At 67.0% G+C, this 18,175-nt stretch carries 18 protein-coding genes and 1 pseudogene; 7 read left to right on the top strand and 12 right to left on the bottom strand.

Annotation, left to right across the window (positions count from 1 at the left end):
• The first annotated feature begins 49 nt into the window (after positions 1-49).
• The gene (locus DFS21_RS24970; RefSeq protein WP_038706832.1) at positions 50-520 is read left to right on the top strand and encodes a prepilin peptidase; all 471 of its coding nucleotides are present in this window, start codon (positions 50-52) and stop codon (positions 518-520) included.
• 113 nt (positions 521-633) lie between these two features.
• Complete coding sequence (locus tag DFS21_RS24965; protein ID WP_219730482.1) at positions 634-1,416, top strand: response regulator transcription factor; 783 nt, start codon at positions 634-636, stop codon at positions 1,414-1,416.
• A 42-nt stretch (positions 1,417-1,458) separates the two neighbouring features.
• Here DFS21_RS24965 and DFS21_RS24960 read toward each other — a convergent pair whose 3' ends face one another.
• From DFS21_RS24960 to cpaB, 8 genes are read right to left on the bottom strand one after another with little or no spacing between them, the layout of a single operon-like run.
• Positions 1,459-1,719, bottom strand: a complete 261-nt coding sequence (locus DFS21_RS24960) for a DUF3613 domain-containing protein (RefSeq protein ID WP_038706834.1) — start codon at positions 1,717-1,719, stop codon at positions 1,459-1,461.
• Positions 1,720-1,731: 12 nt separating this feature from the next.
• Positions 1,732-2,433, bottom strand: coding sequence for a tetratricopeptide repeat protein (locus DFS21_RS24955; RefSeq protein WP_111533363.1), 702 nt, complete (start codon positions 2,431-2,433; stop codon positions 1,732-1,734).
• A gap of 37 nt (positions 2,434-2,470) precedes the next feature.
• On the bottom strand, positions 2,471-3,358 hold the full coding sequence (locus tag DFS21_RS24950) for a type II secretion system F family protein (protein ID WP_111533361.1): 888 nt from the start codon (positions 3,356-3,358) through the stop codon (positions 2,471-2,473).
• Between the two features lie 2 nt (positions 3,359-3,360).
• A complete protein-coding gene (locus tag DFS21_RS24945) occupies positions 3,361-4,242 on the bottom strand; it encodes a type II secretion system F family protein (RefSeq protein WP_111533360.1) in 882 nt (293 codons plus the stop codon).
• Positions 4,239-5,495: a CpaF family protein gene (locus DFS21_RS24940; RefSeq protein WP_038706838.1), complete on the bottom strand. Its 1,257-nt coding sequence runs from the start codon at positions 5,493-5,495 to the stop codon at positions 4,239-4,241. Before DFS21_RS24940 ends, DFS21_RS24945 begins: the two co-directional genes overlap by 4 nt.
• Positions 5,492-6,682 (bottom strand): pilus assembly protein, encoded by a 1,191-nt coding sequence (locus DFS21_RS24935; RefSeq protein WP_102684810.1) that lies wholly within the window; start codon positions 6,680-6,682, stop codon positions 5,492-5,494. The genes DFS21_RS24940 and DFS21_RS24935 overlap by 4 nt, the downstream gene beginning before the upstream one ends.
• The gene (locus tag DFS21_RS24930) at positions 6,679-7,971 is read right to left on the bottom strand and encodes a type II and III secretion system protein family protein (RefSeq protein ID WP_110703749.1); all 1,293 of its coding nucleotides are present in this window, start codon (positions 7,969-7,971) and stop codon (positions 6,679-6,681) included. The genes DFS21_RS24935 and DFS21_RS24930 overlap by 4 nt, the downstream gene beginning before the upstream one ends.
• 19 nt (positions 7,972-7,990) lie before the next feature.
• A complete protein-coding gene (gene cpaB, locus DFS21_RS24925; RefSeq protein ID WP_111533358.1) occupies positions 7,991-8,938 on the bottom strand; it encodes a Flp pilus assembly protein CpaB in 948 nt (315 codons plus the stop codon).
• A gap of 289 nt (positions 8,939-9,227) precedes the next feature.
• Between cpaB and DFS21_RS24920 the strand changes: the two genes are divergently transcribed.
• A complete protein-coding gene (locus DFS21_RS24920) occupies positions 9,228-9,410 on the top strand; it encodes a Flp family type IVb pilin (protein ID WP_111533356.1) in 183 nt (60 codons plus the stop codon).
• Positions 9,411-9,457: 47 nt separating this feature from the next.
• Complete coding sequence (locus DFS21_RS24915) at positions 9,458-9,865, top strand: response regulator (RefSeq protein ID WP_046854132.1); 408 nt, start codon at positions 9,458-9,460, stop codon at positions 9,863-9,865.
• A gap of 154 nt (positions 9,866-10,019) precedes the next feature.
• On the opposite strand, the gene DFS21_RS24910 is transcribed toward DFS21_RS24915, so the two are convergent.
• The 4 genes from DFS21_RS24910 to pcaH form a co-directional block, all read right to left on the bottom strand.
• Positions 10,020-11,690 carry a ShlB/FhaC/HecB family hemolysin secretion/activation protein gene (locus DFS21_RS24910; protein ID WP_111533354.1) on the bottom strand — a complete coding sequence of 557 codons (1,671 nt, stop codon included), beginning with the start codon at positions 11,688-11,690 and terminating at the stop codon, positions 10,020-10,022.
• 91 nt (positions 11,691-11,781) lie between these two features.
• A complete protein-coding gene (locus tag DFS21_RS24905) occupies positions 11,782-13,335 on the bottom strand; it encodes a collagen-like triple helix repeat-containing protein (RefSeq protein ID WP_111533352.1) in 1,554 nt (517 codons plus the stop codon).
• A 243-nt stretch (positions 13,336-13,578) separates the two neighbouring features.
• Positions 13,579-14,184 carry a protocatechuate 3,4-dioxygenase subunit alpha gene (gene pcaG, locus DFS21_RS24900; protein WP_111533350.1) on the bottom strand — a complete coding sequence of 202 codons (606 nt, stop codon included), beginning with the start codon at positions 14,182-14,184 and terminating at the stop codon, positions 13,579-13,581.
• Between the two features lie 11 nt (positions 14,185-14,195).
• A complete protein-coding gene (gene pcaH, locus DFS21_RS24895) occupies positions 14,196-14,915 on the bottom strand; it encodes a protocatechuate 3,4-dioxygenase subunit beta (protein ID WP_111533348.1) in 720 nt (239 codons plus the stop codon).
• Positions 14,916-15,114: 199 nt separating this feature from the next.
• On the opposite strand from pcaH, the gene DFS21_RS24890 reads away from it, so the two are divergent.
• The 3 genes and pseudogenes from DFS21_RS24890 to DFS21_RS27430 all read left to right on the top strand — a co-directional run bounded on the left by DFS21_RS24890 (position 15,115) and on the right by DFS21_RS27430 (position 18,144).
• Complete coding sequence (locus DFS21_RS24890) at positions 15,115-15,999, top strand: neutral zinc metallopeptidase (protein WP_111533347.1); 885 nt, start codon at positions 15,115-15,117, stop codon at positions 15,997-15,999.
• A gap of 225 nt (positions 16,000-16,224) precedes the next feature.
• A pseudogene (locus DFS21_RS27435) lies at positions 16,225-17,289 on the top strand (methyl-accepting chemotaxis protein); the annotation flags it as partial.
• Entirely contained in the window at positions 17,281-18,144 is an 864-nt protein-coding gene (locus DFS21_RS27430) for a methyl-accepting chemotaxis protein (RefSeq protein ID WP_371041621.1), read from the top strand. The pseudogene DFS21_RS27435 and the gene DFS21_RS27430, both read left to right, overlap by 9 nt.
• Positions 18,145-18,175 lie beyond the last annotated feature (31 nt).

Raw genomic sequence — 18,175 nt, 5'->3', positions numbered from 1 at the left:
CTGTCTGAAAGCATAGAACCGTTCAACGAATAGGGATGGCATTTTGCCAATGCAAAGCATTGTTCTCCTGCTGTGGCTTGCCTTGTGCACCGAACAAGATGTCCGTGAACGACAAATATCCAACGCCCTGACCCTGGGCGTCGCGGCGTGCGCCCTGGCCTGGCTGTTCGCCACCGGACGCAGCTGGATCGGCGCCGACGCCAGCGAGGCCGGCTGGGGCCTGGCCATCGTCATGCTGCTCACCCTGCCCGGCTACATGCTCGGCCGCTTCGGCGCCGGCGACGTGAAACTGATGGGCGCCCTGGCCCTGGCCACCAGCCCGCAGTACGTGCTCGGCACCTTCATCGGCGCCGGGGTCACCGTCCTGGCCTGGATGTTCGGCCGCCGGCGCCTGTGGACCCTGCTCAACCCCAAGGTGAAGAAGCGCCTGCAGGCGCTGGCCGAACAGGTCGGCGACAAGCAGCCCTTTGCCCCCTACGTGCTCGCTGGCTTCCTGCTGACAGCGGTATGGATCCAATAAACGACCGAAGGGTCGGATTCTGGAGTAGGACCGATGTACATAACGGCAAAGTGCGACTACTTTTCTAACTGCCAGAGCGTCTGGCCCGGGAGCAGGGCCGATACAACAGGGAGTTGATCGTGAACAAACCCGTCAGTGAGGTGAAAGTGCTGGTGGTCGACGACCAGCCAGTGATCGTCGAAGAGTTGTGCGAATTCCTCGAAAGCGAGGGCTACCGTTGTGTCCCCGCCCACTCCACCGGCCAGGGCATCGACTGCTTCAAGGCGGACGAAACCATCGGCCTGATCCTCTGCGACCTGCACATGCCCGAGCGCGATGGCATCGAACTGGTGCGCACGTTGAAGCAGATCGCCGGGCCGCAGCGCATGTTCGAGGCGATCATGTTGACCGGCCGCGCCGACAAGCAGGACGTGATCCGCGCCCTGCGCGAGGGCTTCGCCGACTACTACCAGAAACCCATGGACCTGGACGAGCTGCTCGAAGGCGTGCGGCGCCAGGAAACCGCGCTGCTGGAGCGGCGCCGCAACTTCCGCGAACTGGGCAGCCTCAACCAGCGCCTGCAGGAGCTGGCCGAGTCCATCGACGACCTCTACCAGGACCTGGAAAAAGCCCGGGGCCAGGGCGCCCATCGGCGCGCCAGCGATACCGAGGAAGGCGAGCCGGAGCTGCCGGCGGCGTTCGAGAAACTGTCGCCGCGGCAACTGGAAGTTGCCCGGCTGGTGAGCAAGGGCAAGACCAACTACCAGATCGCCTGCGAACTGGGCATCACCGAGAACACGGTGAAGCTGTACGTGTCCCAGGTGCTGCGCCTGACCCACATGCACAACCGCACGCAACTGGCGCTGGCGCTGACCCCACGCTCTTCGCCAGTGCATCAGCGCTTTACCACCCATTGAATGCCTTGATTCTGATCGCGGGGCCTGGCCGCGATCAGGCGCTCAATTGTTCGACGAACTGATCTTGGTCCAGCGGTAGAAATCCGGGATCGGATACTTGTAGCTGTCCAGCCAGCGCTGCATGGCCTGGTCGCGTTCCTTGTCGGTCTGCACCTGGCGCACGCTGGACGCCTGGCGGTTGCTCGCCTGCACCTGCAACAGGGCTTCGGTGGCGGTCTGCGGGCGCGGCTGGCGCGGCGGGTCCTCGGCCAGCGCCGACAGTGGCGCGGCCAGGCAGGCGAGGACGATCCAGGGCTTGAACATGTTCACCTCCGCTCAGTTGATGGCCGCGGCCGGGGATTCGGTGGCGGCCAGCGGGCCACGCCCGTTGGCAAGCATGCGCTGCGCCCGGGCCTGGGCCTCGGCGAACTGCTCGGGTTTCAGGTGCAGGCGATTGACCAGGTCCTCCGCCTGGCGCCAGTTGTCCTGCACCAGCGACAGGGTCACCAGGTTAACGGCCGGCAGCGGGTTGTCGTCCTTGAGCTCGATGGCGGTGAGAAATTCGAAACGCGCCTGTTCGTGATTACCCAGGTTCATCTGCACCACACCCAGGTCGTTGCGCACCTTCTCGTCGGTGGGCGCCAGCCGCGCCGCCCGTTGCAGGTTGCGCAGGGCCTGGGCGTCGTCGCCGCGGGCCGAGGCCAGTTGCCCCAGGCCGTGTTCTCCCTCAGCGGCCAGGCAACCGCCGAGCAGACTGCGGTAGAGCGGTTCGGCCTCGGCGCGCCCGAGCAGGCGCAGCACCTTGGCCTTGCGCAGGCGCACCTGGTCGAGCTGGTCGGGCAACTGCTCCAGGTGGGCCAGCCCAGCGTGCGGGCGACCTTCGCTGATCATCTGGTCGGCCATGTCCAGGCTCAATTGCTGGTCGGCATCAGGCTTGCCACAAGCGCCGCCGCCCAATAGGCGCGCCAGGCCTTCGGGAGGCTGCCCGGCGCAGCCGCCAAGCAGCAGCAGGCTGATGAACATCAGGATGGCTTTCATTGTGCGTCTCCCCTATCAATGCCCGAATGTTCGGTGCTTATGAACCCAAGGCCCGCGCCAGGGCGGAAAACCCTGGCCCGGCCAGAACGATGAGCAGGGCCGGGAACAGGAACAGCATCATCACCGCCGACATCTTCGCCGACATCTTCGACACCCGCTCCTGCAGGCCGGTCAGGCGCCGGTCATCGAGCAGTTCCTTGAGCGCCAGCAGCGACTTCATCGAGCCACTGCCCTGCACCAGCAGTTGCTGGAGGATGACGCAGGTGTCGATGAACTCGTCCACCGCCAGCAGGCGCGCGGTCTTTTCAAGCTCCGGGCCCAGGGCCAGGCCGGAATCGACCCGCTGCAACACCAGGCGCAACTCGTCGCTGATGTTCGGCACCAGGCTGCGGCCTTCCTGGGCCAGCACGCGAAGGGCCTGCTCCACCGCCAGCCCGGTTTCGAAAAGGATGCGCAGCAACGGGATGAGCAGGCTCACTTCCTCGGCGATGTGTCGCTGGCGCCGGGCCGCCGCCACGACCAGCAGGCGCTTGGGCAACAGGTAGCCCGCGCCCAGCGCACAGAGCACCAGCACGCCCCAGTGCCCGCGGTTTTCCCCGGGCAGGCCATGGGCCAACAGTAGCGCCATGCCCACTGCCAGCACCGGCAAGCCCAATTGCACGGCGGCAAACAGTGCGCGTTGCCGGCTGCGCCGCCAGCCCAGGCGGTCAAGCAGCGCCTGGGTCTCGCCGTCCAGCCGTTGCAGGCGCCGCCCCCAGGGGCTGCTGCCCAGCCACTGCAACCAGTCGCCCAGGCGCTCATCACGGTCCAGCCGCCCCTGCAGGCGCCGCGCCACGCGCTGGCGAGCGCGCCACTGGCCGATGGCCTGCGCGGCCAGCAGGGCGAACGCGGCGAACAGGCACAGGGCGCTGAGCATCAAGGCCATGGTCACAGGCTCCTCATCATGCGCCACAGCACCAGACAGCCGACCGCCTGCATGACAAAGGCGAATAGCAGCATCATCTGGCCGCTGGCGTCGCGCCACATGGCCAGCAGGTAGGTGGGGTTGGCGAACAGGAAGTAGCCGACCATCACCAGCGGCAGCGCGCCGAGGATCCACGCGGTGATGCGGGTCTCGCCGGTCATGGCGCGCAGTTGCCGGTCGCCCTGCTCGTGTTCGCGGATCAGCTTGATCAGGTTCTCCATCAGTTCGCTGGCGTTGCCGCCGTGGCGCTGGTTGATGCGCAGCCCCAGGGCGAACATGCGCAGTTCGGCCTGACCGTAGAGTTCGGCGAACTCGCTGACGGCATCTTCCAGCGGCACACCGAGCTGCACGTTGCGGCGCACCCGCAGCATCGCCGAGCGCAACGGCTCGCGGGTGCTGTCGACGCCGCCGAGCACCGCCTCGTTGAGGGTGCGCCCGGCCTTGAGGCTGCGCACGCTGTAGTCGAGCAGGCCGGGCAACTGCTGGACGATCTGCTGCAGGCGCCGCCGGCAGCGCCAACTCAGGTACAGGTGGCCGAGCACAGGTAGGCCGGCCAGCACCATCAGCGCCGCCACCCAGCCGGCCAGCACGCCGGCCAGCACGGTCAGCGCCAGCCAACCCAGCAACCAGGGCCGGGGGGAAAAATCGGCATGGACAAGCCCCGCCCGCTGCAACAGCGGGTCGAGCCAGTCACGCCGGGCATTGCCGCTGCGCACGACACGGTAGGCCCGCCCCAGACGGTCGAGGATGCGCTCCTCGCCGCGCTTGTACAGGCCCAGGCGCCACAGCAGCAAGGCCATGCCCAGACACAGGGGTGACAGGGCCAGCAGCAGCGGCCCCATCACAGCACCCCTTCGTGGCGCAGCTTGCCGCCGGCGGGGTTCGGCGCCTCGCGCAGAAAGCCTTCGCCACTGCGTCGGTCCAGGCGGAACAAGGTGTTGGTGACATACACATCGTCGCGCACCCCGACCACTTCGAGCACCTCGCTGACGCAGCGCCGGCCATCGGCCAGGCGGGTCAGCTGGATCACCACGTCCAGCGCGGCGCAGATCATCTGCCGCAGGGTCTTCTCGGCAATCTGCCGCCCCGTCAGGCCAACCAGGGTCTCCAGGCGCAGCAGGGCGTCCTGGGCGGTGTTGGCGTGCACCGTGCTCATCGAACCGTCATGGCCGGTGTTCATCGCGGTCATCACGTCGAGCACCTCGGCGCCGCGGATCTCGCCGAGGATGATGCGGTCGGGGCGCATGCGCAGGGCATTGCGGATCAGCTCGCTGGCCTTGATCTCGCCGTGGCCCTCGGCATTCGGCGGGCGGGTTTCCAGGCGTACCACATGGGGGTGGTGCAGCTGCAGTTCGGCCACGTCCTCGATGGTCACCAGGCGCTCCTGGGGCGCGATCATCTGGCTGAGGATGTTGAGCAAGGTGGTCTTGCCGGTGCCGGTGCCGCCACTGACCAGGATGTTGCAACGCCGGCCCACGGCGCGTTCGAGAAAGTCGTAGATGGGCTGGTCGATGGCCCGGGTGGCCAGCAGGTCGGCGCTCTTGAGCATGTCCTGGCGAAACTTGCGGATCGAAAGGCACGGCCCGTCCAGGGCCACCGGCGGAATGATCGCGTTGACCCGGCTGCCGTCGGGCATGCGCGCATCGACCATTGGCGACGACTCGTCCAGGCGCCGGCCCAGGGGCGCCAGGATGCGCTGCATCACCCGCTCGACATGGTGCGCGTCGATGAAGCGCAGGTCGGTCTGCTGCAGCAAGCCAGAGCGCTCGACGAACACCCGGTACGGGCCGTTGACCAGGATCTCGGTGACGCTCGGGTCGCGCAGCAGCACCTCCAGCGGACCGTAACCGGTGAGCTCGTCGACGATCTCCTCGGCCAGGCGCTCCATCTCGTAGCGCGACAGGGCCAGGCGCAGGCGCGCCACATAGTCACCCACCTGCTCGAGGACGAACTGCGCCAGCACCGGCCGCGCGCCCTCCAGCAGGTTGCGGCCGCTGTCCTCGATGGCATCGATCACGTGCCGGTGCAAGGCGCGCTTGAGCGCCTGCGGGTCACTGGCCGCATGTCGGGGCCCGCCAAAGGGTTCTTCGCTGATCATCGGTTGCCCCACAGCCGGCGCAGCCAGCTCTGGCCCGGCGGTGCGAGGTTTTCCGAGCGCCGCGCCAGGCGCTCGCCAAGCCCGCGCAGGGCCTGGGTAAGGCTTTCACGCGGGGCCAGTTCGAACAGGCTCAGGCCCTGGTTCTTGGCGTTCAGGCGCACTTCCGGGCTGTAGGGCATGACCTTGAGCAAGGGCAGCCCGTAGCGCTTGGCCAGGGCCTCGGCATCCGGCGCCACCTGGCGCAGGTAGCGGTCCACCAGCAGGCTGGCGTGCTCGAGCTTGATGCCACGGTCGCGCCACTGCTCGAGCACATCCAGGTTGCGCCGGCAGTCGAGGATGTTCTGGTCGGTGTAGACGATCAGCTTGTCGCAGTGGCTGACGAGGGTCCGCAGCGCCTCGCTGTCGGCCTGCCCGGTGAGGTTCACGACGATGTGCTGGAAGTGCTGGCGCAGGGCGCCGAGGAGCATATGCAGCTCGGCGGCGCTGGACTGTTGCAGGGCCTCGTCGTTATCGGCATAGGCGAGGATGCGCAGGCCACCCTTGTCGCGGGTGAAGGCACTGTCGATCAGGGTGGCGTCGAGCCGGCGCAGGTGGCGCAGGGCATCGCCGAAATGGAACGACGCTTCCAGACCGAGCAAGGCCAGGCTGTCGCCGCGGGGCAGGCCGAGGTCGAGCAGCAGGGTCTGCTGCCCGCTTTCCTGCACCACCCGCGCCAGGTGGGTGGTGAGCAGCGCGCCATCCGCGCCGCGCTGGGCACCGTAGAGCACGGTGAGGCCGCCCAGGCTGGGGTTGCTGGTGGCCGTCGGCAAGCGCTTGCCCAGGCGCCGCACCAGCCCCGCCACCTCGCTGGCGCGCGAGCCGTAGGCGACGAAGTCGCGGGCGCCGGCGCGCATGGCGTGCAGCACCAGCTGGTTGTCCATGCCGTCGCCGAGGGCGACGATGGCCAGCATCGGCTTGGCTTCCAGCAGGCCTTCGATCAACGCGCACTGGCCGATCAGCTGTTCGCGGTCCAGGCCGATGAACACCAGGTTGCTGAAGGTCATGTCGACCAGCGCCAGCAACTCGTCGAGGTTCGGACTGCTGGCGCCGATCACCTGCCCCAGCGGTGCCAACGCGCCCTGCAGCCAGTGCAGGTCTTCGTCGTTGCGGGTCAGGGCCAGGTAGGTCTGGTTCAGGCTTTCGCTCATTGGGACAACCCGCCACGGCCTTCGAAATTGCCGTTTTCCATGAAGAACAGGCGGCCCCAGCTGGGGTCGTAGGTGCGCAGCGCCTCGCCCGGCAGCTCCGGCAGGCGCGCATTGGCGGCCAACGGCTGGACCAGGTGCGGGGTGACGATCATCAGCAGCTCGGTCTCTTCGCGGTTGAGCGCCGACTGGCGGAAGAACGCGCCGATGATCGGCAGGTTGCCCAGGCCCGGCATCTTGTCCACGGCCGAGCGTACGTTACTGCTGATCAGCCCGCTGATGATGAAGCTCTCGCCATCGGCCAGCGAGATGCTGGTGTCGGTGCGGCGCACGCTCAGGCCCGGCACCTGGGTACCGGCGATGACCACCGCGTTGTTGTAGTCGAGCTCGCTGACCTCGGGCGCCACCTTCAGGGTGATGCGGTTGCGGCTGACCACGGTCGGGGTCAGCGCCAGGCGCACGCCGAACTCCTTGTACTCGATCGACACGTTGTCGCTGCCGCTGCTGGGCACCGGGATGGGGATCTCGCCGCCGGCCAGGAAGCTCGCGGTCAGGCCGCTGAGCACGGTCAGGCTGGGGCGGGCCAGGGTGTAGGCGAAGCCGCTGTTCTCCAGGGCGTTGATCATCGCCAGGAAGCGGCTGCTGCCGCCGCCCCAGACGATGTTGAAGACGTCGTTGTCGAGCGGGATGCCGGGCCGCACATCGGCGTAGGTCACCGGGTTGGTGCCGGTGGCGACACCCGGCACGTAGCCGGGGCGCACCACGGTGTTGGGCACGGTATTGGGCGAGCCGATCAGGCTGTTGTTCGAGCCCTTGAAGAACAACCTAGCGCCGGCCTCCTTGTACTTCAGGCGGCGCACTTCGACGAAGCGGATATCGGCCTGCACCTGCACGGGCAGGTCCTCCTGGGCCGTGGGCAGTTGCGCGGCCTCTGCCATGTCGGCGCTGGCCCGGCCCTTGACGAACAGCATGGCCCGATGCGGCTGGGCGGCGCAGTCGGTCCACAGCATCAGGCTGGTGGTGCCCTGCCCCACCGCCGTGAGCAGCACGGCCCGCTCGCCGCTGGGCTGCACATCGGCCACCTTGGGCTCGCCGACCGCCGCCCGGGTGATGGCCACCGGCAGGCGCAGCTCCTGCTGCAGGCCCTGGTCCATCTCGATGACCGAGGGCAGTTGGCCGAAGGCCGCGCAACCCTTCGCGGCCGCCTGCGCCGTCGGTGCGAGCAAGGCCAGGGCCAGCAGCGCCGGGGCCAGCCAGTTGCCTCGTGGAGTAACACGCAAAGAACTACGCATGGATCGCATCCTTGCCGGTTCAGGGAGTCTTGTTGTTGTCGCCGTTCTGCGCGCCGCGGATGATCTGCATGGTCGGCGCGCCAGCCGCCGCGGCCGCCGCCTGGCTGGCCAGGGGCACCTGGGACAGCTGGCTGAAGCGGTAGAGGTTGCGGTTGGCCGTTTCCAGTTGCGGGCTGGCATCCTGGCCGGACCAGTACCCGGCCAGCAGCGGCTCGTCGGCACTGCGCACCGCCAGGCGCAGGGTCCCGGCCTGGGCCGCCAGCATCAACCGGCTGGCCAGGGCCTCGGGCACGGCCAGGCCCACGGTGCGCACAGGGTTGCTGGCAATGGACTGCTGGTCGCGGCGGGCCTTCTGCTCTTCGGCGCTCTGGGCCGGGCGTCCATCGTTGGCCAGGCCCGTCTGCTGGTCGACGCTCAGCACGCGCAAGGCCGGCAACACCACCTGGGCGGAGGATTGCGGGTTGTTGTTTTCTTCACGCAGGAACAGCAGCACGTCGACATAATCGCCTGGGCGCAGTTGCCCGGCCGCACCGATCACATCGTCGATGGCCACCGCGACCGCCCGTTCGTGGGCGCGAATCATCCGCGCCAGGGGGCCGCCGGCCTGGAAGCTCGACTCGTCCAGCCAACTGCCCGCCGCAAGGGGGCGGGTACTGCTGCGCCCGAGCACCTGGTCCAGTTGCTGGAAAGCACCGGCCGGGACTACCTGCAGACGCTCGAGGAGCACATCCTCCTCGCTCAAGGGGGTGTTGGCCGCGACCGCCCTGCGCAGGACCACGATGGGCGAGCGTGGGGGTTCCGGGGGCGCGGCGGGTACGGCAGCGGCCGGGATGGCGGCCTCGCCGGGCGGGGTGAGAGGTGCCGGCGCAGGCTCGGGCGGACGGCTGAGGCGCAGACCCCAGTACCCCGTGAGCAAGGCCGCGAGCAGGAACAGGCCGGCGAGGATCATGGTCAGGCGACTGCTCATCTGCGCTCTCCCTTACGCCCGGGACCAATGATGGCAAAACGTAACTATTTCGCTATTGGACGGTAGCTGAGGCGCAATCTTTCGCCATTACCTGTGCTGGTTTTTTCGAGCCACGAAATTGACGCACCGACAAAACAAAAACTTAGCGCCGCCAATTCCAACCAATACTTTTGGATTAATGCTTTTTTACATTTGCAGGCCGCCACGGCTTGGCGATGCTCTGATGGCAAAGGGGTATCACTTATCAAGCCCCTCCGACCGGCGCCCATCGAGCGCAAGGAGACGTGCCATGCTGCTGCAACAGATCCTCCTCCACGTGAAGACCTTCCTCCAGCGCAAGGACGGCGCCTCCGGTATCGAATACGCGGTCATCGCGGCCATGGTCGCCGTGGTACTGGCCGGCTTCGTCACACCCATCTCCACCGAAGTGTCGGAGATCATGACCAAGATCCAGACCGCGATCACCCAGTGACCGCACCGCGCCAGCGAGACGTGTAGTCCAACCGCCCGGAGCCAAGCATGCCGACCTCTTCCTTGCGTCAACAGATCCTGCTGGTGGACGACGAGGAGGAGGCCTTGCTGGAGCTGGCCGAGCTGCTGGAAAACGAAGGTTTCTGTTGTCACACCGCCACTTCGGTCAGGTCCGCCCTGCAACAGCTGACCCGCCACCCCGATGTCGCCCTGGTGATCACCGACCTGCGCATGCCCGAGGAAAGTGGCCTGGGCCTGGTCCAGCGCCTGCGCGAACATACCGCGCGCCAGCATTTGCCGGTGATCGTCATGTCCGGGCATGCCGACATGGACGATGTCAGCGACCTGCTGCGGCTGCAGGTACTCGACCTGTTCCGCAAGCCGATCTATCACGCCCGCTTGCTCGAGACGCTGGAGAATCTGTTTCCCAAGCCGTTGATGCAGGCGGTGAAATAACGCCGGACTTGGCACCGTACAACGCCCTTACAGAAGGCGCCGCTGACGCGGCGCATCGCCGGCAAGCCGGCTCCCACAAGGAAAGCGCTCGACCTGAGACGGTGCGCGGTCAGTGTGGGAGCCGGCTTGCCGGCGATGGGGGCCACTGTCCCCCTTACAATTGATAACTGAAACTCAGGTTCAGCCGTGGCCGCCGGTTGAAGCTGTCCAGCGCCATGTCCGACATCGGCTTGGCCACCTCCACCGCGATGTTGTAGTAGCGCATATCGCCAAAGCGCAGCCCCAGCGCCGCCGACGACATCTTCGAGTCGCGCACGTCCAGCGCGTTGAACCAGGCCCGCGCGGTGTCGAGCGCCACGTAGGGCTGCACGACCTTGAGCCAGCCAGTGTCGCGCCGGAAGCTGTAGTTGAGCTCGTAGGCCAGCCCCCAGCCCTTGTCACCGGAGCCTTGGTCGCTGGGGTAGCCGCGCCCGAAGTTCTGCCCGCCGAACACTGCCCGCTCGCTGTCGGGCAGGCTGTCGTTGCTCCAGTAAGCCGCCGCCGACGCCACGCCCTGCCAGTTGTCGCTGAAGTTGTCGCTCTGCACGCCCGAGACCCGCAGGCGCAGGAAGTCCAGGTCGTAGTCGGCATTGGTGTTGGCGCCAAGGCGATCCAACCCCTGGTAGACACCGGCACTGATAATCCGCAGGCGGCGCGCCTCGGCCTTGCGCCAGTCGCCTTCGAAGGACAGCGCGCGGATATCGGTCTCGCTGTCCAGGCGCAGGGGGAAGCCCACCACCTGGTAATCGATGCGGTCGTTGACCACGTAGAAGCGCCCGACCACCTCCAGCCATTCACTGGGCGAGGCGATCAACGATTGGCTGATACCCACCGAGTAGCGTTCGTTTTCGCGGTGCTGGGTCAGGTCGATGCCGTTGTCCAGACGGATGCGCGCCTTGGGGTCGCTGCGATAGCGCGAAGCCGACAACAGCAGCTTCGAGCCTTCGGCATCGAGGAACTGGCTGTAGTCGAGGCGGTAGTAATGCTCCTTGTCCTCGCCGGGCGGTACCAGCACGCTGGCGCTCAATTGTTCGGCGAAGCGGGTCTGCGCGTTGCTGCTGGCGCCCAGCAGCGCCTGCAGGTCGTCGCGGCTGCCGTCGTTGAGGCTCAAGGTGGTGGTGATCGGCTTGCGCGACACCTGGGCGAGCAGGCGGGTCGCGCCGTCGGTGGTCGCCGGTGGCGGCACCTGGGCCTGGAACGTCACCCCGGGGATGCGCCCGGCCAGGCTGGTATAGCGCTCGAAGCTTTCGCGGGTCAGCGGACGCTCGGCTTTGAGCCGGTCCAGCAGTTGCTCCAGATAGGCCCGCGCCGCGCCGATATCACCCTCGATCTGATAGTCGTGGATGTAGCCTTCCACCAGCACCACGCGCACCCGGCCATCGGCGAAGTCCTGGGGTGGCAGGTAGGCGTATGACAGCAGGTAGCCGTCCTGCTGGTAGCGTTGGGTGAGGCGGCGGGTGGTCTCGATCAGCTCGGCGAGCGTGACCTCGCGCCCGATCACCGGCTGGAAATGCTCGCGCAGGTCGCTCAGGGGGTAGACCGTGCCGCCTTCGAAGCGCACCTTGCGCACCGCCACCCGGGTATTCATCAGCAACGGAGGTTGCCGCGAAGTGTCCACGCTGGGCACGCGCAAGCCGGGCTGGTCGGGACGGTAGGCATCCACCGGCAGGTTGGGCGTGGGCAGGCGGCGTTCGGTCTCGTTGCTGTTGAGGAAACTCGGCAGGGGTTCGCCCCGGGCCAGGCAGGCTGCGGACAGCCCCAGCATCGTCAGCAGCAATCGGCGCATTCGGACACTCCATGATCCACGGATGGCTGGATGACCGACCGGCGAACGGCGCGCCGGTCGGTCTCACTCACCTTGAGCGTAGCCCGTGGCGTCAGCGCTGCCCGCCTGCCAGAGCCCCTGACACACCACTCAGCGCGCCACCAAGACCACTGACCGGTGTGCCGCCGCCATTGACCAAGGTGCCCGCCTGACCGAGCGTGGCCCCGACTGCGGTCACTGTCGCACCGACCTGGCTGACGACGGGGCTGCCTGTGGCACCGGCCAGTTGCGTACCGGCAGAGCCCACCGCGCCGCCGACCTGGTTCAGCAACCCCGACACGGGTGCGCCGACGCCGGTACTGGCGCCGACTTGCTGAGTCACGCTGGATACACCGGCGACCACCGGGTTGAGGCCGCTGCCCACCTGTTGGGTCAGCGCCGCGACCGGCGCCCCGGCAGCACTGTTGGCCACGCCGTTGCCACCGAGCACCGTGCCCAGGCTGGCGACGGTATTGCCCGCCTGCACCGAAGTCCCGCCGATACCGCTCACGGTCGGGCTGGCGGTGCTTGCCGTCAGGCCACTGCCGGCACCGGCCACCACGCCGCCGACGGTTTCCAGCAGGCCGCTGCGTGGGCCGCCGGTAACAGGGGCCAGCCCGCTCGCCGTGCTGACCGCGGTGCCGGTATTGGCCACCGCCTGCCCGAGCGTGCTGCTCAACGGGTTGCCGTTACCCGCCAGTTGCTGGCCGGCCTGGTTCAGGGCACCACCAGTCTGGTTCAGCGCCTGGTTCAGCGGACCGGCGAGCCCGGTCTGCCGCGTGGCATTGGCCGCCGTGTTTTCCACCAGCGAGACCACCGGCACCAAGGCATCGCTCACGCCTTGGGTCGCCCCGGCGAGCGGGCCGCTGGTGCCGACCGGCGACAGGGTGTCACCGAGCATGGTCACGGCCTGGCCGACCCGGTCGACGCCTTGACCGGCCCCGGCAACCAGTTGGTTGACCACCGGCACCTGCTCGACCGGCCCGCTGCTGGCCAGCCCGGCCACGCCCTGGCCAAGGCCGGAGACACCCCCGCCCAGGTCGGCGGTGGCCGCACCGACTACGCCCACCGTGGTGCCCACGGCATTGTTGCCGGTACCCAGTTGCCCCAGGCCCTCGCTCAAGCCGCCTCCGACGCTGTTCACGGCGTTGCCGGCGGAGGACACCAGCGTGCCCACACCACCGCTCAAAGAAGTATTGCCGGCAATGGGCAGCGCACCGATCACCTGGCCGAGATTGCTCACGCCGTCACCGACCCCGGACACGGTATTGCCCAACTGGTCGACCACCTGGCCGGTGACCAGCGCAGTGGGTGTGGTGCCACCGCCCGTGCCGCCGTCACCGCCACCAGGCGTGCTGCCGCCGCCAGTGCCGCCACCACCGCCGCCACCGTTACCGGCACTGCCATCACCCGGGGACGTGGTGCCACCGCTACCGCCACCACCACTGCCACTGCCGCCCGTGCCATCGCCCCCGCCACCACCGGCTCCGGCCCCCGCGCCGCCATCGGACGACGAACCATCGACCTCGCTGTGATGCCCGCCGCCGCCGCTGCTGCAACCGGCAAGGCCCAGACTCACGGCCATCGTCAGCGCCGTTGCCGCCTTGATCCACGCTTGAGTGTTCATGGAAGGACTCCCGCTGCTGCTGATTGTTTTGCTCACAACAGCAGTGAAAGCGCACGGCGCCGAATCGGGTAGCTCTCAACTTGGTGTTAGTACCTGTGGCAGGGGCGATGAGGACGGGAAAACAACCAGAATTTCAGTGGTTTGACGATGTGCGAAGGGATGCGCCACGAAAGGATTAGTCGTAACTCATTAGTACAAGCGGCAAGCCCTGCCAGTGTTGCCGGGCTTGCCGACCGGGGGGCGTCAGAAGTCGAAGAACACCGTCTCCCCGTCGCCCTGGATACGAATGTCGAAGCGGTACGCGGTCTTGCCATCCACTTCGCAGCGCCGGGCAATCAAGGTCTCGCGCCGCTGCGGCTGCTCGATCAGGTTCAGCACCGGACAGCTGGCGTTCGCCTCGGCTTCGTCATCGAAGTACAGCCGGGTATGAAGGTGGATGTTGATGCCCCGGGCAAACAGGCTGATGTTGATGTGCGGGGCCATCGGCACGCCCGCGGCGTTGTTCACCACCCCCGGCTTGACCGTGTGCAGGGTCCACTCGCCGGCATCGAAGGTGGTCGCGGTGCGGCCGAAGCTGTTGAAGGCATTCTCGAGGTGGTACTCGTCCTGATAACGGCCCTCGGCGTCGGCCTGCCACACCTCCAGGAACGAGTCGCGCACCAGGTGGCCATTGCCGTCGTACACCTGGCCGATCAGCAGGATATGCTCGCCCGGGGCATCGGGCCGGGCCAGGCAGTTCCAGATTTCCTGGTCACGGGTCGGGTTGCCGGCCGCTTCCAGGGCAAGGCCGATGTGCACATAGGGGCCGGCGGTCTGCGAAGGGGTTTCCGGCAGCAGTTCGATAGGCATGACGGGCCTCCTCAGCGGTTTTCGAAGTGGGTCTGGCGCTGGCCGCGCAGGACGATGTCGAAGCGGTAGGCCAGGCAATCCATGGGGTTGGCGTGGCTCATGTCGAGCCTGGCGATCAGCCGTTCGACGGCATCCGGGTTGGCGATCGACTTGACGATCGGGCACAGTGGAATCAGCGGGTCGCCCTCGAAGTACAACTGGGTGATCAGCTTGGTGGCGATCGACGGGCCGCTGATGGAGAAATGGATATGCGCCGGGCGCCAGTCGTTGGGGCCGTTGCGCCAGGGGTAAGGGCCGGGCTTGATGGTGCGGAAACTGTAGTAACCGTCGCGGTCGGTCAGGCAGCGGCCGACACCGCCGAAGTTCGGGTCCAGCGGTGCCAGGTAGCGGTCGTTCTTGTGCCGGTAACGGCCACCGGCATTGGCCTGCCACATTTCCACCAGGGTGTTGGGCACCGGCTTGCCGTACTGGTCGACCACCCGCCCGGCAACGATGATGCGCTCGCCGATGGGCAGGCCACCCTGGTTGAAGTTGAGCAGCAGGTCATGGTCGTGCTCGCCGAAGCGCAGGTGGGAAAAGTCCGGGCCGGTGCTTTCGCTGATCGACTGCGGGATGCTGACCAGCGCCTGGCGCGGGGAGCGCGTCACCGAGGTCTTGTAGTCGGGGGTGAAGGCCTTGGGGTGCCAGTTGCGATCACGGATCACGAAGCGGCTGGTGTCCTGGGCGGGCATGCCGGTTTCCTCTCTTGGAATTATCGAACGCCTGGGCGTGGCAGGCGGACTTGCAGTTTCCGGCAGGTGCGAAGGGATGAATATTGAATTCAGCGGTCCCAGGCATAACCATTTGGTTATGCATCAGCGACGGGGGATACACCTCGGTCAGCGCTGAACTAATCTTGGACTTCATGTTTCAGCAACCGGAGAGCTCTACATGGAATGGCGAAAAGGCCGACGCAGCGACAACGTGGTCGATGCCCGCGGCGCAGGGGGTGGCGGCGGCATGCGTTTCGGCGGCGGCAAGGGCCTTGGGCTCGGCGCCATCCTGCTGATCGTGGGCATTGGCTGGCTCACCGGGCAAGACCCGCTGCAGATCCTCGGCCAGCTGGCCGGGCAGATGGAACAGCAACAGACCGCCCCGGCCAACGTCGACGGCAAGGCACCGCCGGCCAACGACGAGCAGGCCGAGTTCGTCGCCTCGGTCCTCGGCGACACCGAGGACACCTGGAAGGCGCTGTTCGCCCAGGCCGGCAAACAGTACCGCGACCCCAAGCTGGTGCTGTTCAGCGGCCAGGTCAACTCCGCCTGCGGCTTCGCCTCCTCGGCGGTCGGGCCGTTCTATTGCCCCGGCGACCAGCGCGTGTACCTGGACATGACCTTCTTCCGCGAAATGGAAACCCGCTTCAAGGCCGCCGGCGACTTCGCCCAGGCCTATGTGATCGCCCACGAGATCGGCCACCACGTGCAAACCCTGCTCGGCGTCTCGGCCAAGGTCGACGCCGCACGGCGCAATGGCCAGCGCATGGAAGGCGACAATGGCCTGCTGGTGCGCCAGGAGCTGCAGGCCGACTGCCTGGCCGGGGTCTGGGCCTACCAGGCGCAGAAACGCCTGAACTGGCTGGAGCCGGGAGACGTCGAGGAGGCATTGAATGCCGCCAACGCCATCGGTGACGATCGGCTGCAACAGCAGGGCCAGGGCCGCGTGGTGCCCGACTCGTTCACACATGGTACCTCGCAGCAGCGCGTGCGCTGGTTCAAGGCCGGGTTTTCCAGCGGCGACCTGAACCAGTGCGACACGTTCAGCGCGCGTAGCCTCTGAAATCGCCATCGGCGGCGAGCCGGCTCCTGCCGTGGAGCCGGCTCACCCGCGAATGACAACGTCAAAAACATAAACGTATTCAACAAGTTACAAATTTGCTGAAAAAGCGTTTCAGCTTCTCCCCTCTTTGCCGATAAGTCCTACACAAATCTGCGGGCTATCTGACAACAACAACGCCCAGCTTTTGAGATCAAGTGAGCGAAATCATTCTCTGGGAGAGCGTGCATGAACAGTTGGTTCGCCAATATCAGCGTCAACCTCAAACTCGGCCTGGGCTTCGGCCTGGTCCTGGTCCTGACCGGCCTGCTGGCCCTGACCGGCTGGAATAGCCTGGGCAGCCTTATCGACCGCAGCAACTGGATGAGCGACATCACCCAGCTCAACAGTGACCTGACCAACCTGCGTGTGGCCCGCCTGCAGTGGATGCTGACCAACGGCGACGACGCCTCGGCGGCCAACGTCCAGGCCAAGCTCGACGCCTTCGGCAGCCAGCAGCAGCACCTGGTCAACACCTTCAAGAGCCCCGAAAACCTCAAGCTGTTGCGCGAGCAGGGCCAGAGCATCAGCGAGTACCGGGTTTCGCTGGAAAAGATGCGCCAGGGCTACAAGACCACCCTCGCCGCCCGCGAGTCGATGAACCAGGCCGCGGCCCGCGCCAATGACGCCATCGAGGCGATCAGCAGCACCGTGCTGTCCAGCAGCGAAAGCGACGCCAGCCGCCTGGCCCAGTACCTGCTGATCAGCAAGGCCAAGCAGCAGCTGGTGCAAGTGCGCCTGGACGTGCGCAGCTACATCGCCGACCTGACCAGCGAAGCCGAGCAGTCCGCCCTGCGCCAGCTGGAAAACGCCCTCAACGAAATCGACAGCCTCAAGCGCCAGCTGCCGGGCGAAGCCTCGCGCATCCAGCAATTCGAAAGCGCCGTGCTCGCCTACCGCGACGCCGTGCGTCAGTTCCGCGACGCCACTGCCGCCATTGGCGTGGCCCGTGCAGAAATGACCGTGCAGGGCGCCGACATCGTCAAGCGCAGCGACGAGCTGTACAAGATCCAGATCGAGCGCCGTGACGCCGAAAGCGTCCAGGCCCGCAGCCTGCAGACTTCCGCCACCCTGCTGGCGCTGCTGGTCGGCGTGCTCGCCGCGTTCATCATCACCCGCCAGATCACCCGCCCGCTGCGCGAGACCATGGACGTGGTCAACCGCATCGCCAGCGGCGACCTCACCCAGCAACTGCGCGTCACCCGCCGCGACGAACTGGGTGCCCTGCAACAAGGCATCGCACGCATGGGCACCACCCTGCGTGACCTGATCACCGGCATCCGCGACGGCGTGACCCAGATCGCCAGCGCCGCCGAAGAGCTGTCGGCGGTGACCGAGCAGACCAGCGCCGGCGCCAACAGCCAGAAGGTCGAGACCGACCAGGTGGCCACCGCCATGCACGAAATGGCCGCCACCGTGCAGGAAGTCGCGCGCAACGCCGAACAAGCCTCCCATGCCGCGACCAACGCCGACGACGAAGCCCGTGTCGGCGACAAGGTAGTGGGTGAAGCGATCAGCCAGATCGAACGCCTGGCCCACGAAGTGCACCGCTCCACCGAGGCCATGACCCTGCTGCAGCAGGAAAGCCAGAAGATCGGCAGCGTCATGGACGTGATCAAGTCGGTGGCCGAGCAGACCAACCTGCTGGCGCTCAACGCCGCCATCGAGGCGGCCCGTGCCGGCGAGGCCGGGCGTGGTTTCGCCGTGGTCGCCGACGAGGTGCGTGGCCTGGCCCAGCGCACCCAGCAGTCCACCGAGGAAATCGAAGGCCTGATCGCCAGCCTGCAGCACGGCACCCAGCAGGTCGCCGAGGTGATGAACGGCAGCCGCAACCTGACCGACAGCAGTGTCGAGCTGGCACGCAAGGCCGGTGGTTCGCTGGAGAGCATCACCCGTACGGTGTCGAACATCCAGTCGATGAACCAGCAGATCGCCGCCGCCGCCGAGCAGCAGAGCGCCGTGGCCGAAGAGATCAGCCGCAGCATCCTCAACGTGCGCGACGTGTCGGAGCAGACCGCCGCGGCCAGTGACGAGACCGCCGCCTCCAGCGTCGAGCTGGCGCGCCTGGGTGGCCACCTGCAGACCCTGGTCAGCCAGTTCCGCGTCTGATCCTGTAAAGCAGCGCGGGGCAAGCCCGCTC

Source organism: Pseudomonas sp. 2848 (assembly GCF_003253945.1).
In the GTDB taxonomy this organism is placed as follows: Bacteria; Pseudomonadota; Gammaproteobacteria; order Pseudomonadales; family Pseudomonadaceae; genus Aquipseudomonas.
The sequence above is the reverse complement of the archived record's forward strand: the minus strand, read 5'-3'. Positions and strand labels throughout refer to the sequence as shown.

What these genes read in the sequence shown, in the direction of transcription:
- DFS21_RS24970 (WP_038706832.1), top strand. Translation starts at nt 50, where the DNA reads ATGCAAAGCATTGTTCTCCTGCTGTGGCTTGCCTTGTGCACCGAACAA.
- DFS21_RS24910 (WP_111533354.1), bottom strand. Translation starts at nt 11,690, where the DNA reads ATGCGCCGATTGCTGCTGACGATGCTGGGGCTGTCCGCAGCCTGCCTG.
- pcaG (WP_111533350.1), bottom strand. Translation starts at nt 14,184, where the DNA reads ATGCCTATCGAACTGCTGCCGGAAACCCCTTCGCAGACCGCCGGCCCC.
- DFS21_RS24930 (WP_110703749.1), bottom strand. Translation starts at nt 7,971, where the DNA reads ATGCGTAGTTCTTTGCGTGTTACTCCACGAGGCAACTGGCTGGCCCCG.
- DFS21_RS27430 (WP_371041621.1), top strand. Translation starts at nt 17,281, where the DNA reads ATGGGCACCACCCTGCGTGACCTGATCACCGGCATCCGCGACGGCGTG.
- DFS21_RS24955 (WP_111533363.1), bottom strand. Translation starts at nt 2,433, where the DNA reads ATGAAAGCCATCCTGATGTTCATCAGCCTGCTGCTGCTTGGCGGCTGC.
- DFS21_RS24960 (WP_038706834.1), bottom strand. Translation starts at nt 1,719, where the DNA reads ATGTTCAAGCCCTGGATCGTCCTCGCCTGCCTGGCCGCGCCACTGTCG.
- DFS21_RS24950 (WP_111533361.1), bottom strand. Translation starts at nt 3,358, where the DNA reads ATGGCCTTGATGCTCAGCGCCCTGTGCCTGTTCGCCGCGTTCGCCCTG.
- DFS21_RS24915 (WP_046854132.1), top strand. Translation starts at nt 9,458, where the DNA reads ATGCCGACCTCTTCCTTGCGTCAACAGATCCTGCTGGTGGACGACGAG.
- DFS21_RS24935 (WP_102684810.1), bottom strand. Translation starts at nt 6,682, where the DNA reads ATGAGCGAAAGCCTGAACCAGACCTACCTGGCCCTGACCCGCAACGAC.
- cpaB (WP_111533358.1), bottom strand. Translation starts at nt 8,938, where the DNA reads ATGAGCAGTCGCCTGACCATGATCCTCGCCGGCCTGTTCCTGCTCGCG.
- DFS21_RS24890 (WP_111533347.1), top strand. Translation starts at nt 15,115, where the DNA reads ATGGAATGGCGAAAAGGCCGACGCAGCGACAACGTGGTCGATGCCCGC.
- DFS21_RS24905 (WP_111533352.1), bottom strand. Translation starts at nt 13,335, where the DNA reads ATGAACACTCAAGCGTGGATCAAGGCGGCAACGGCGCTGACGATGGCC.
- pcaH (WP_111533348.1), bottom strand. Translation starts at nt 14,915, where the DNA reads ATGCCCGCCCAGGACACCAGCCGCTTCGTGATCCGTGATCGCAACTGG.
- DFS21_RS24940 (WP_038706838.1), bottom strand. Translation starts at nt 5,495, where the DNA reads ATGATCAGCGAAGAACCCTTTGGCGGGCCCCGACATGCGGCCAGTGAC.
- DFS21_RS24920 (WP_111533356.1), top strand. Translation starts at nt 9,228, where the DNA reads ATGCTGCTGCAACAGATCCTCCTCCACGTGAAGACCTTCCTCCAGCGC.